Source organism: Candidatus Peregrinibacteria bacterium (assembly GCA_030700255.1).
Taxonomy (GTDB): Bacteria; Patescibacteriota; Gracilibacteria; order UBA1369; family JABINC01; genus JABINC01.
Genome location: JAUYJN010000029.1, coordinates 14307 through 28217 on the forward strand (window position 1 = coordinate 14307; position 13911 = coordinate 28217).

General features: G+C 39.0%; 7 protein-coding genes. 6 read left to right on the plus strand and 1 reads right to left on the minus strand.

The annotated features are described in order from the left end of the window. Positions 1 to 60 precede the first annotated feature (60 nt). Together Q8P68_03530 and Q8P68_03535 are read left to right on the plus strand one after the other, a co-directional pair. On the plus strand, positions 61 to 498 hold the full coding sequence (locus tag Q8P68_03530) for a hypothetical protein (protein ID MDP4008235.1): 438 nt from the start codon (positions 61 to 63) through the stop codon (positions 496 to 498). A gap of 158 nt (positions 499 to 656) precedes the next feature. Further along, positions 657 to 809, plus strand: a complete 153-nt coding sequence (locus Q8P68_03535) for a hypothetical protein (GenBank protein MDP4008236.1) — start codon at positions 657 to 659, stop codon at positions 807 to 809. Positions 810 to 887: 78 nt separating this feature from the next. On the opposite strand, the gene Q8P68_03540 is transcribed toward Q8P68_03535, so the two are convergent. Continuing rightward, complete coding sequence (locus Q8P68_03540; protein ID MDP4008237.1) at positions 888 to 3206, minus strand: hypothetical protein; 2319 nt, start codon at positions 3204 to 3206, stop codon at positions 888 to 890. Between the two features lie 195 nt (positions 3207 to 3401). Here Q8P68_03540 and Q8P68_03545 point away from each other — a divergent pair, with 195 nt between their 5' ends. The 4 genes from Q8P68_03545 to Q8P68_03560 are packed head-to-tail and all read left to right on the plus strand — an operon-like array spanning position 3402 to position 13904. Then, the gene (locus Q8P68_03545; protein ID MDP4008238.1) at positions 3402 to 4229 is read left to right on the plus strand and encodes a hypothetical protein; all 828 of its coding nucleotides are present in this window, start codon (positions 3402 to 3404) and stop codon (positions 4227 to 4229) included. 24 nt (positions 4230 to 4253) lie between these two features. Next, positions 4254 to 10463, plus strand: a complete 6210-nt coding sequence (locus Q8P68_03550; GenBank protein ID MDP4008239.1) for a hypothetical protein — start codon at positions 4254 to 4256, stop codon at positions 10461 to 10463. A 37-nt stretch (positions 10464 to 10500) separates the two neighbouring features. After that, positions 10501 to 10761 carry a hypothetical protein gene (locus tag Q8P68_03555; protein MDP4008240.1) on the plus strand — a complete coding sequence of 87 codons (261 nt, stop codon included), beginning with the start codon at positions 10501 to 10503 and terminating at the stop codon, positions 10759 to 10761. A gap of 11 nt (positions 10762 to 10772) precedes the next feature. Further along, complete coding sequence (locus Q8P68_03560) at positions 10773 to 13904, plus strand: hypothetical protein (protein ID MDP4008241.1); 3132 nt, start codon at positions 10773 to 10775, stop codon at positions 13902 to 13904. Positions 13905 to 13911: the final 7 nt, after the last annotated feature.

Consider the following 13911-nt stretch of genomic DNA (forward strand, 5'->3'; position numbering starts at 1 on the left):
GGCAAAAGTCCAATTTGCTTTTGCGCTTCTACTACGGTTTACCATTGTAACCAAATCATTATGAAAATACCGAGTTTAAGTGCACTGGCATTATCGATGTCATTGGCCCTACCAGCTTGCGCTAAAAAAGAGCCCGAACGGGAAGTACCTGAAGAAGTTGTCACCGAGATATCGGAAACAAGGGAAAGATTGGCTGTTGTCGACGATGGTAAATACACAGCAGCTCTTCAAAAGCTTAAAGCCGCAGATATATTTGTCTATGATGAATTTGTCGTTGCTCTTACGCAAGAGAAAGGTAGAAATGATCAATATATTGAAGCCCTTCTGAAATTAAATCGAGCGGATATTTTTATTGATGTGGATTTTGTAAATGCGCTTACCCTAGAGAAAGGTACGAGTCCCCAATATATAGATAAACTTTTACAATTACATAGAAGCGATATATTTATAAACGCAGAGTTTGTAGCCGCTTACAGTATGGAAAAAAGTGAGGGTTAATCTTTAGAAACAATGCGAAATCGTATGTCACGAATAGAACAATAATAATTTCATTATGGATAGAGCTGATAAGCAGATACCATCAAATTTCCCAAGAACTTGATACGAGAGAACAAATTAAACCCGGTGCGGAGCTTTATGGACGCGTACATTCTTTTATGCTGCGTTGGAATAATGTATATGGAAGTGATGCTCATCTTCATATCGATACTGTCGAGCAGGCTCGCGATGTCATAAATCTTTTCGCGGGCAAAACGCCGGAAAGGCGTCCGCATGACGAGATAGAAGATGAAAGAGAGAGGATTTTATGAATCCCAAGGTCGCTGATATTCATAAGGCTACTTGCGCCATAGAGTACGAAATCTAATCCCCAGAGATTTGCGCAGTATTTATTGTTTTTCAGGCTCACGAGGTGTACGTTCATCATTTGCTTTATCAGTTGTAGATGCTTCAAATTGATCGGAATCATCACTTACATCTTCATTTAAGGCACCTTCCAATTCATCTTGATCGATACCATGATTTTCGATCATACCACGGACAGTCGAAGGTATAGCCAAAATACCTTTTACCCCACCTCTTACTCCATTTGCGACAGCTTTGAGTGTTCCTTTAGCGAGTTTGAAACCAAAATCAACTCCGGCTGCAACTCGAGGTCCGGTAGTGAGAAAACGTTTCATATATGTGGTTTCAGCCCATTTCTTGCGTCTGAAATATCCAATTGTCATAAGTGGAAGTAGTATATAAAATCTAAATTTTTCCGACCAGCTATCTAAGAGTTCCTCACCTCTATCATGTCGTGTAGTCATGCCTAGATCTGGGTCAAGTTGTGGGTCAAACCAAAGGTCGGCGGCCTCTAGTGGGGCGAAAACTTTCATTAAAAATCCATTGCCAACAGTTCCTGCGCCACCGAATATGAGAGTTCCTTTTGTAGAAAAAATATTTGCAGCAGCCCAAAAGCGACTTAGTTCTTCACCAGTATTAAATGCAGTAACCGCAGTCGCTTCAGTCGAGTCAACCATATTTAAGCCATTTTTCGCTTCCATCATTGCGGTGTAATCGATATAGCCTTTACCAAGTTCAAGTGGGAAGCCTACCCATGGTGATACATGTCTTGTAGAGTATGCTGCAACTTCATCTAGCGATGCATATTTATCACTCGTAGGTGTGGCTTTGAATTTCCCCCCAAGATTAGAAACGACCCATGTTTCAACTGCACCACGTATACTATCAGGATCTTTGCCCCAAGTTGCCTCTGCGATAGTTTTTCCATTTGGGCGCTTTTCAATAGATTCACGATTAGTTTGATACTCAAGAACCATTGTCTTAATAGTATCCGGATTTAGTTCAAGTAGTTCGAGCGTTAATGCTATATCTAGATTTTTTGCAGGGTCAAAATTACCCCACTCAATACCAGCTTCATAGGCTAATTTTGTATCACTACCATCAGGCAACCATGCGGTAGCTGCGTTGCGAGTCATTAAAGCTCTATTCCCTAAAATTTGCGTATTAAAATATGAAGCAGCCTCTTCAGGTGTCATATCAATCATTTTACTAAAAAATACTCCTAAACTATCAGGCTCTTGCTCGCAAAGATTGTATAAAACTTCTTTATATGGACGTATGTGAAGCATTTGCTTCATAAAAGCATTTCTAGTAGATTCACCTAAACCAGCTAGACCTTTTTCATTCCAATTCACAAGGATTTTTGAAAGTTCTTGCATCGTATCTCCATATAACTCAACTGCGCCACTACTGGCACTGCCGATGCCTTCAAAAATTCGTCCTATAAGTGGGGTGGGGTTTGCATCTTCCAATTCAGACGTTGTCATATTACCATCGTCATGAAATTTCTGCATTAACTCAAATAATTGTTTTCTAGGGTCTGTTTCGAGGGTGCCAAGTCTAAGGCCATCCAAATGTAAATCTTTAGCGGCTTTTTGATGATTTTTCTGAGCAAAGCCAAAATCAATATTTCGTATGCCTTGTTCAAGGTATTCTAGGGCTTTTACATACTTATTATACGCCTCTTTGTTTTCTGACGAGGAGTCGCTTGACACATATCCGTCACGAACACGTATCACCATGTCAGCTAAAAGCTGTGAAAGTAGACCGGCATCCGACTCCATTACACTACCAGGCTTTTCAAATTCACTCATATCCCATTCTGGAGTATCTGGACCTAAAATCCACGTTGCATGACTTACGTCATAAAACCTCTCAAGCGCAGCTATTTGTTGGGCTGAATTAGGGGAATGGGCAATAGTCGCAATTAAATAAGCAGATAAAGCCTGTAATGCTTCTTTTGTAACGCCAGGATTTTTAATATCGCTTCTAAATTTACCATTTCTAAATAAGTTTTCTATGTAAATTTCCGCCCAAATTTGTAATAACTCTTCTTCTTTTGGAGTTATGACACCATCATCAGTTTTTAAGGCTTCTAAGCATGATCCTATTTTCTCAAATTCATCAAATGGACTAATGGAAAAAGCCTTTTCACCAATAGTTCTACGGATATCTTCTGTCACAGGTCCGGTTACATGATTATGTACGCCATCCGGATCTGTCAAACCACATTCACCTTTCATTCTAGCATCTGTATCAGAATATTCTTTGTCAGACATACCCCATACTGTTGCCCCAAGGCCAAGCATACCAGCTGCTAATAATGCTAATTTGCCACCGGATTGTGTAAGTTTCTTTGCCATAAATCCTATTTTATCGAGTACCTCATATTAACTAAAAAAGACAAACTGTCAAGTCCTGATGAAGCAGCTACGGGTAACTCGCCTTGAGAAATGGACGCTTATAATACAATTGTTCGAAGTGCCAGTCAAGGCTAAATGAATGAAGGTTAACTAAAAATATAGTAAAATTAACAGATTTATTAATCTGTTGAAAATATGAGTGAGACAATAGGAGAAGCAATAGGGGATTTCAAAGGCGCAAAAGATCGGGGTATATTCGGTGGGCTTTCATCTGTCTTAACTGTTTTGACACCAGATCATTGGAAGGGTGCTGCTAGTGGTGTAGCTGATGTCGCTTATAGAACTCCAAAAGCATTGGCATACAGTGGAGCGTATAAATCGATGAAAGATGAATTTTTCGCACCGGGGCCCAATTATAATGGTGTAATAGATGCAACTAGAGCGGAATTAGCTAATTTCCTCCCGGAAACATGGGGTGATGTGAAGTCGATTTTTGATACTGAGATTGTGAAAGATATTTTGAAGCCTTTTACTTACGGTGCAGGGCATGCATATTACAAAGTTTTACTTCCATTACTTTCTACATTGAGGCATCCAGTACAGCTTACAGGGTACATTAGTGTCGTTGGAGGCCTTATCGGTATGATCCCAGCAATTGCTACTGGGACACTTTCAATGGTGACACATTTGATACCTGATTTAATCAGCTTCCCACTTCATGCATTTGGGTCAATAAACAAAACTATTTCAGGGATATTAAGGCGTGGATTTGCAATTGCAGAAAGCGTCGGGGCAAATATACCTATTTTTGGTAAGTTGAACAAAGCTACTACTGGTACATTTAGGCGCTTTTTTGCCGCTGCGGAAGCTATGAGTGAACAAGTGCTAGTTGGAAGTGACTTGGCGGAACGCGGTTTAAATAAAATGTTTGTACCAAGAGGATGGAGGGAGGGTAAGAGATCGGAACATCCATATATTGCCAAATGGGGTCAAGGTATAGGTGGCGCATTGGCAACAAGTTAAACATATATAATATAACTATGTCGAATGGGAAATGAGTTCACACCAAGTTGGAGAGATGCAAGGTCAATCGGAGAGGCTTTCGTAGGTTCGGGTGTGGATTTCATGAAAGAGGCAATTGCTAAAAAGGCATTTAAACCGTTAGAAATCCTTGAAGCTTGTCGTGAGTATGGTCCAGAGTTAGCTAGGGACTCATTAACTGATATGGAAAATGAGCTTTATGAACGTGGATTGATATCTATCATAAAAGGAGTAGCTATGTTGACCGGCTCAAACCCGGATGCAGATGAGAGTGGCGATGTTAATATGGAGGAAGCAAGAAAATTTATACGTGAAATGCGAATGATAAATGGAGAGATTGCGAATGCGCTTATTTCTGGTGTACGTGCGGATATAATTCGAACGGCAGCGGTGGTTACTAGTAGAAAACAATTTGAAGGGCGTTTTAGAAAATTATCAGATGGGGAATCTACAAGCAGTGAGGATGAAAAAGAATTTGAAGATTTCATACATACAAATATTGTTGATATTTCCTTGCCACCCATGAAAAGAGAAGATTTTTTAACAGATGAAAAATTCGAAGAGTATGAGAAGGCACGTGTATATATGGAAGCATTTGGAAACTACGCAGTGGATGTTCTCAAGGATTATAGTAAACAAAAAGTTACGCTCAAGGATGGTACGAAAACTACAAAGGCTAAGCTTGTGATTAGAGCTTTGGGCAATATGTACGAAGTTACGGAGGGTTGGTTAGGCCCAGATTTGGGTGAGTTGCATAGAGATGAAGTGACTGAGGAATCCGATCCTGTTATTTTAGCGGAATTCAGCGCTGACATAGCTATTTCTATAACTAAATCTGTTAAATCAAAAGAAGGAGCAACTGTTGATGATTTATCTGCAGTTTTTGAAGGGATTCAAAGTGCGTTCATCATTTCGGGATTTGGCATTGGGAATAAACCTACTATGTTAAATAGTATAAATGAAATCTTTACACTTGTAACAGCTAATGGTGTAGAGGGTATAGATTTATATGGGAAGGGGAGGAATGCAATTGGATTATTGGCTGCTCAAGCAAATGATGAGTTATTAGATTTGGCTGATCACGAAGAACAGGGAGTACTTGGTAAAATGTTCGATGGAGTTGCTATGGTTGCAGGCTTAACAAAATATTTAATTTTCGATATAGGAATAGGAACTTTATTTAAGGTTGCTGGTGTCCTTGCTAGAGGGGATGGGCTAGAAGGACTTGTTAAAGAATTAGGGCAGCCGGTAGTAGATAAAATAAAGCGTTTCTTCGCAAAAGGTTTGTTACTTTCACATTCAACGGATGAAGTTTTGGATGGTCTTGCTGAAAATGATTATAGAATTAAGGGTTTTGTTAGCAGGATGTTAACTATGGCTCCCAAACAAGCCGGTAGTGAATTTGATGAAATGTTAAAAGATGAAAGTATAATAAGTAAAAATGTTTCAGATGTATGGCTCACAGATGGTGGAGTGTTGTCATTAGTGATTAGTGCAGCCAACTTAAAGTCAGATAAAGATTTAAAAGAAATATTTACAATAGGATTTACATTTTGGGTGCTCGATCTCAAGGGTGAAGATATAACAGAATTAGTCACAGAATATCAAAAAAACCCTTCAGCCTACAATAGGCCTTTGAATGGTAAGAACCTTGCTCAATCAATGTGGGAAGCGGAGAGTAAATGGGAGTCTAAAGATGGGAGTGACAAAAGTGCATCGTGGGAATCTGATGTAAGGAATAATGCTACCAGTTTCATGACTGAAAAAGTTGACGAAGAAATGCCATATAGAACAATGTGGCAGACTTTGAAACAAGGTTCTTATGAGTCATTGATATTAGCTCCTTTGCTTATGCAAGGTATACTTGGTGGTGGTAGGGAGGGGCTTAGGGGTTTCGCACGCAACTCATCAGGTCTACTGGTTGCTTTAGATTTGGTAACTGATCTTAGGAAATATTACTATGACCATATAGAAAGAGAAAAGCTAAAAAACCCTAATTCTGGAGCTGGTCTTTGGGATAGAACGGGTGGCTTCTTAGTGGAAGAGGGGCCTGAGATTTTGCAAAATAGAGGTCAAGAGTTAATTCACCAATTATGGACTATGCATTTGATAGGTAAAGGTTTACCAGAAAGCAAATTTATAGATTTTTTAAAAAAACTTGGCTTTAAAGCTTTAAAGCCTGGAAAATGGATTATAAATAAATTACCACTTAGTACGGGTAAAGCGGTTACTACAGGGGTCGAATGGGGTGGGGCTAAGATTGCCGGTTTAACAGTAAAGCTGGCTGGCCCAGCTTCAATTTTCTTCGGTGTTAGAATTATTTGGAGAGATGCCATATTAGATTTGGAATATGATCCGGTAACAGGGAAATGGGAACCAAGTGGGGAAATCAATCTAACTGGTAGAGGGGCTGCGGCAATAGCAGGGCTTCTTCAAATCGCATTTGGATGGGGTATGTGTGCAGATTGGGTTGCCTCTAAAGCTGATAGTCATGGTGTGGATTGGGCAGGTAAAGATTCTAAGTTTTATAGAGTTTCAAAATATCCAAGTAGCAAGTTAGCCATAAAAACACCTGAGAAGGCTGCAGATAAGGCATATAAATCAAGAGGACTTGGAAGGACGAGCTTTGTATTAAATGAAGCTAGTGGCGTATTTCTAGGTGAAACTAGTGGTTTTGAAGGGTCTCCTGTGGCAAGGGCGGATAAAATAGATTCTGTAATTATACAGCCAAAGGATGGTAATCCAAAGGCAAAATCAGGGAGAGTTATAATCATAGAAGAGGTGACGGTAATGGATGGAGATGGGAGTATAACTGGTAGAGGAGCTAGAGCGGGGATAGAGGCTGAACATATAATAATAAGTGACGTAAAAGAGCCTCAGCCAAATTTTATTGACAGAAAAATTCTTGGTCGAAAAAAAGTTACAACATGGGGGGTGACGACTACCCATAAATTGGTTCTTTCAGATGGAAGGGTCGTTGATTGTAGCAATATTAATGGACTGGGAACTACAACTGAAGTTGTATATAGCAATCCCATGGAAGAGGCTGAAAAGTTAAAAAAAGAGATTGCTGAGAGAAAGTTGGAGATAAGTGCTAAAGCTAAAAAAGCTGAGGATGGAAAGTCAAGTGGTACGGTAGAAGAAAAAAAACCATTAGAAACTAAGGAGTTTAAGAGTCAGTATAGGGAGCAGAAACTAACATACAGCTCAGCCTCTTCAAGGGGTAAAACAACGGAAACTTTTAAACTAATTGATAAAATAGGAAGCAATACGAATACAAGAATTGTAGAGGTCATAACTGATACTACAAAAACACCAACTGAATATACATTGAAGTATACTGATCAAAGTGGCAATGTATCCAGAAGGGTTTACAATACAGAGTTACCACCTGCTATTAATAACTCGATAGATAATTTTGAGGTAAGTCGTAAGGGTGTTTTAGAGATTAATTCTACCTTAGATGCATTGGAAGTGGGTGGATTAAAAGCTGATCATCCAGTAACAAGGTTTTTAGAATTAGATACTCAGGTGAGTACGGAACTATCTTCTCCTCCTAGAGGTGGAAGGGGCGGTGGCACTAGAGGCGGAGGCGGAGGCGGAGGCGGTATGCCACGTAGCTCATTGGATCCGATTGCAGATATAGGTGGATTGACGCCACCACGACGCACGGGAATCCCAATTGGACGTATATCAGTTGGAATGAATAGTGTCGGTGTTTTAGAATCACCAATGGCTTTTTTCGACTCTCCAAGTGAGATTTTCAAACAAGATATGGAATTGGCGAAGAGATTTATAAGGAAAGTATATGGAGAAATAGTGGATGCATCTGGAATTGAAAGATTGATGCAACATTTAGAAAAAAACAAAGGTCCGGTACTGAGTGCATACGCAAAAGAATTTGAGGCCGTAAAGGCTTTGGATTGGGCGGAAGCTAAGACACGCCTTCGGGCAGCGCAGCTGAGTATGCGAATGGAGACGATATTTAGTATTTTGATGGTTGTAGGGATCATGGTTTCGGCATACGAGGCTAAGCAATTTAAAAAAAATGCTGCAAGTGATACTGGATTTGAATTCGCAATGGTTATGGCTGGGGCTCTGCCGTCTGGTTTGGGAGGTGCAATGTTAGGAGCTAGAGCTTTTGCGGGTTTTGGACCTGTTGGTTCAGTTGTTGGAGCCCTTGCCTTTGGTTTTGCCGGTGCATGGCTTGGTGGCGATATGGCGCATAACGCAGCATTAACTATGGAACAGCAATTTCCTTACCTTGCACGTGATTTAGGTAAAATATCACAAGTGTTTTTACAAGGGGGTGGGTTGGCAAATCTAGTGATTGATGGTATCAAAAAAACAGATGGCACATATGGTTCATTCATAGCTGGTGAAACAGTTGGTTTCGGAGAGAGCAGTCGAACTATAAGTGATGTGACCGGTGGCAGGGTGCCTTTAGATTGGCATTTGCCGGATTTATCTAAATTAGAGGTTAGTTCTATTCATGTGAATGATGCACCATGGTGGGATAAAAACGATGAATATGGATATTATCGAAGGTTAAAGGATTCTGAATTACCAGCAGCTCTAAGAGAAATGTATTCGGCAAAAGCTGACGCAATGAGGCATCCTAGTGATTCTTTTCATAAAAAGTATGAAAAGAAAAAAGCTATATATGATATAAAAAAGGCTGAATTTGACACTCTGGAGAAGGCCATAGTAGAAATCGAAGCTGGGATTGACCCTACAGAGACAGTCTTTGCAAGGAAATATCTTGAGAGAGAGGCGGTTCTTGCGCAGGGCAGGGAGGTTTTGCAAGATTTCACCAGAGCAAACTTGCGAGCATGTGAATTTCCTGAACGCGTTGTTGATACAGCAGGTTTAGCATTAGATAGGTTGCCAGAAGGTCCTGAAGGTTGGATGTTAGCTGGTGGAATAAAGAGGGAGATTAATTTAATTCATGCAATTGAAGATGAGCTTGTTGACAATAGAGATTATTTTAAATTTGGAGCATTGAAGGAGACTTTGGCTGACGTATATGACGATTTGGAATCATTTTATGATAAGTATAATAATGTAGCTGATAGGGTTGCGAGTGATTTAGAGGGGGATATAGATAGGCTACGAGAAGCCAACTATGATGCATGGGATAATCTTGTAGATGTACGTCGTAATGGGGGAGGGAGAGGGTACTTTGATCAGAGATCTGCGTTAAAAGATGCGGAAAAGGCCTATGAAGAATCGGGCGAGTTACTTGAAAAAGCGAATAAGAATTTAAAAGATGTTTACAATCCTAACTCTGAATATGCAAAAAATCATGAGGAGCTCGGTGAAATGGCTATTGCTATAGTAGAGCTAGAAAAACAAATTGATGATGAGCAGAAAGCTACGGTAACTTCCGTTGCAGAAATGAGGGCTAAGTTCAATAAAGCTAAATCTTTGTATGGTACTTCAGATAAAGGTGAAATACTAAATAATACTGATGACTTATATAAGGAGGCCTTGGTGCGAACTGCTCATACTTATATGCAACAACCGGAACTAAGACCTGACAAAATAACATTTACTGAAACGGAAGCAAGGATGCTTATGAGGCTTGAAGATGCTGAAATGGTTGAGGCGAAATATTTCGAAGCGAACCGTGATTTATGTTTGCTTACGGCGCCATATATTACTAAAGATGAATTCTGGTTTGGATTAAATGACAAAGAAGCTTATAGGGATTCAATTGAGTTACATGCGTTGAATACATTTGAAGATAAAGGAACTTTTGACCCAAAGCCAGGATATCAAGCGGAGGATTCATTTATCTATGGTCATAGATCGGGGATAGATGATTATGAAACAGATGATCTTAAAGTGACTGAGAGAGCTGGTTATAAAATCTTGGATGAAATGACAAAAAATATTCCTGGAGAAGAAAATAGAAAACAAGCGAAGAGGGCGTTTTTTGATCAGATTATACTTGCGGAGAGGATTTTCTATGAATCATCTTTATATACTCGATTCGGTGTATTCAAGAATCCTACTCAGTGGCAAGATATTAAAATTGAACAAGGTAGGCAAGACGATAACGTGGAGCCACCTCAAGATAGGATGTCTACTGCACTTACTGCATTAAATGAGAAATATCAAGAAGTTAAGGATGATCCAAGTTGGTTAAATAAAGATGGAGTATTTGATTATGATAGATTGATAGATGAATTTGAGATGACTGATTTTGGTTAACAGAGATAGAAACATATAAATATTAAATAAAAAATAAATGAACGATCTACAAAACATCAATAAGGAATTTACACGGCTATTAAGTACTTCTGTAATGAGTGCTGACGATAAAGAAAGTATCCTCAAGAAGATGGAGGGTAACGCTATGGATCAGGAAGAATTTGCAAATTTGTATCTGTATTTAGTGTCAGAGGAGGAGGTGAGAAAAGCTAATTTACCTAATGCCATGATTAAATTAGGTCATTTGCAAGGGAAAATGATCGCATCAGAGGTAAAGCAATTTAGAAATAGAAATTAAGAATAATATAAATGAGATCAAAAAATGAACAAGCTGAATCGGGGCAAGGCATAGATAATACACCTATTGATACTATAGTGCCTGCGAATGGCCATGTCGATATGGCGGTAGATCCAATGGCGGAACTAGAAGCTCTTGATCGTGATGTAAAGAAATCTGATGAAAGGGTTGCGGCATGGTATGATTTTCTTGTGCCTGACAATTCAGCACTTCCAAAATCAATTGAGAAGAAAATAGATGCAGCTTTACCACCTTCGATAGTGTTGGAAAATATATATGCCCCAGAGATGTTAGCAGACAAAGATGCTTTGAAAGCTTCCTCCGTAGGTTTGAAGGACGCTGCTAGGGTAAGCCAAAAATCAAGTTATTCGCAGTTTGAGACTTATAAGAACCCGCAGACAATTATTGAGAGACTTGGGCAGGAGCGATTATCTTTTATTAAATATTTAAGTGAGACATCTGGTATACCTGCCGCAGTAATTGCCTCAATTATGGTGATAGAATCAGGCGGTAATCCTAACCTAATGTCATATGGAGGTGCCGCTGGTAGGTTTCAACATGTCAAAGCAACGGCACGTTCTATGAAAGTTGGTGGTGGAAGAGAGGTAGTAACGTATAGAGCGGGGGAGGTTGATGACAAAAGGAAGGTTGTGCAAGTAGGATCCAAAGATTATACGATAGGCAGGGAGGGTGATTATAAAGATTCAGAGGGGAAGTATTATCCGGTAGAAGATGGGCGGTTTGGATTTGAGCATTGGGCAGGGACGGTGAATATACTTTATGGATGTTATAAAGCCGCAGGGGACTCATGGTTAGAAGCTCCTCGACATTACCATGGTGACGAAGGCCCTGTTGAAAGATATATTGCACAATTTGCATATGTTGTACAAGGAGCATCAGATATTAATTGGAGCTTACTTCCGGCATACCAGCCTAAGCATGAAGTTCACGAAGTTAAAGAACCAATTAATTTATATGATCTTTTGTATTCAGATGAAGAATATTCTATATTAGATTTCGTAGATGATTCGGATCCAAATGCCTCACTTAATAACCAATTAAGTTTATTCAGAGTGCCATTAGGGGCTTTAAGTTCTGATTTGAAAATTCCAGAAGATAATGTGAATAAATATTTTTTATCCAGAAAGTTAGAAAAACGTTTGATTTTATCAGATCATTGGGTTGGTTACGACGATTCATCTTTTTTTGAAATAATAGTTGGTAACGAAAAAGGTCCAACAGGTTTTTACCATCAGGCTAAAAATGGTGTTGGTGCGACTGATGTATATACGAAAAATTCAGATGGCACTGTAACAATTAACCGCGACGCATTTAGATATGATCAGGCAGATATAGATGCATGGAGGGGAGTTGGTGACTTCTACGATGAAGAAACTTCAGTTGATCCGGAGTTCACATGGCAAAGACGTGGAGTGAATCATCCACCAACAATCGATGACCTTCGACGTTCGGGAATATCTTTTCGAGAGATTATTCAGTTAAATCCTGATGTGTTTGGCGTAGGACAGGGCGGGGTAACCACTATGGATCCGGCTATAAAGCGATATTTGCAAACAACATATTTAAGACCCGGATATTTATTGGAAATTAAAGTTGGTAAAGCCAAAGGGACAAAAGGTGGGACGGAAAAGATGGAGCAAGCAAAGAAAGGTCCAACGGAGGGAGAGATATTAGCCGATCGAAATACAGATAGTGAGGTAAAGGGCTACATAGCAAAATCAATGTTTAAGAAAAAGAAAGAAGGAGATCGTGTGTATCATATGATAAGACTTGCATCAGAATTGAATTCATTCGTAATGAAATACCATATCGATTCAGCGACGAAAACTCTTTTGGAAGAAACTGTTGAATATTGTCGGAACCTTTCTAGCGATCAGGATTTACTTACAACTTTAGCTAGTAATCCATCATTAATGAGATCTTGGTTAGATCTTTTTTTATACAAAAATGTCGAAGAGATGATGAGTAGAAAAAGTGAGCTTACTGTTGATGAGGTTGAATTTTTTATGATGACCGTTAAGGTTTACCAAGGGCTTATAGGTAATTACAAGTCAGCATTCAAATTACTTCCAAGTTTTTGGAAACAATATAAGCAGATGATAGCTTGGCATGGTGAGCTTGTGAAAATTGAGGGAGATAAACAAGGTACGCAAGCGAAAATTGATGAAGCTAAAGCTGCTAAAAGGTATGCTGATATAGCTGCAATAAAATTACGTGAAAGTTATCGAGAGGCAAATGAGATAGTTGTAGTTCAAACCCTACTTAATGATGAAGATGTGAAAAAAGAAATTGGCTTATTGGAAACAAGAGAATTTGCAAATCAGGCACTTGTTAAAATACAAGAAGAACTGAAGAAATTCTCAGCTATTGGTCTATCAGCTTCTGTGAAGGAAATAGTAGAAGTGGGTGATGGGAGTCCAACAGGCGAAATCAGTATTCCCATTGAAATCACCGATCAAACATCAAAAACTGGTAAATCGATGATTGCAAAAGCAACTTTCAATAAAAAGAATGGGTTGAAGAAATTTGATTTGTACTCCATGGTTCCATCTGAAGGGTTTGACTTAGATTCAATGTATACGGAGCGGTACGATGAAGGGTCAAATGCACAATTGGAACGTATTGATGTTGAAAATATAAATGACATGTTATTTGGGTATTTGATGTATAGATTGGTGCATACTCCTGAGAAGAAAAAACAATCTACGGAGAGTGGTTTAAGGGAAGGTATGGTGGAGTATGGAGGTAGTACAAAATATAAAATATTTACAACAGAATATAATTCAAGTGTGTACGTTGGTCTTATTAACCCCTCAACAATTACTACATTTAATTCTGAAGAATATGTAGGGGCATTCTATATTAATGTCTATGAATCTCTTGATGATGATGCGGAGATGGATGGTAATTTTATCACTTTGACAACAAAAAGATGGGAAGTAGTTGATGGCAAAATGGTAAGAGCTTCAGACGCTGAAGGGAAGCGATTGCCTGAAATTGTATTAGGGCGATTTAAATCGGTTGATGATTTAATAATGGCAATTAATAGTGCGAATATAATTGATGGATATTCCACTGAAAATAAAAAAGATTTTATAAAAAGGCCAATCGTAACTAAATAGAATTGGG

Excerpts from the sequence above, each read along its gene's own strand:
- Q8P68_03530 (MDP4008235.1), top strand. The coding sequence starts at position 61 with ATGAAAATACCGAGTTTAAGTGCACTGGCATTATCGATGTCATTGGCC.
- Q8P68_03535 (MDP4008236.1), top strand. The coding sequence starts at position 657 with ATGCTGCGTTGGAATAATGTATATGGAAGTGATGCTCATCTTCATATC.
- Q8P68_03540 (MDP4008237.1), bottom strand. The coding sequence starts at position 3,206 with ATGGCAAAGAAACTTACACAATCCGGTGGCAAATTAGCATTATTAGCA.
- Q8P68_03545 (MDP4008238.1), top strand. The coding sequence starts at position 3,402 with ATGAGTGAGACAATAGGAGAAGCAATAGGGGATTTCAAAGGCGCAAAA.
- Q8P68_03550 (MDP4008239.1), top strand. The coding sequence starts at position 4,254 with ATGGGAAATGAGTTCACACCAAGTTGGAGAGATGCAAGGTCAATCGGA.
- Q8P68_03555 (MDP4008240.1), top strand. The coding sequence starts at position 10,501 with ATGAACGATCTACAAAACATCAATAAGGAATTTACACGGCTATTAAGT.
- Q8P68_03560 (MDP4008241.1), top strand. The coding sequence starts at position 10,773 with ATGAGATCAAAAAATGAACAAGCTGAATCGGGGCAAGGCATAGATAAT.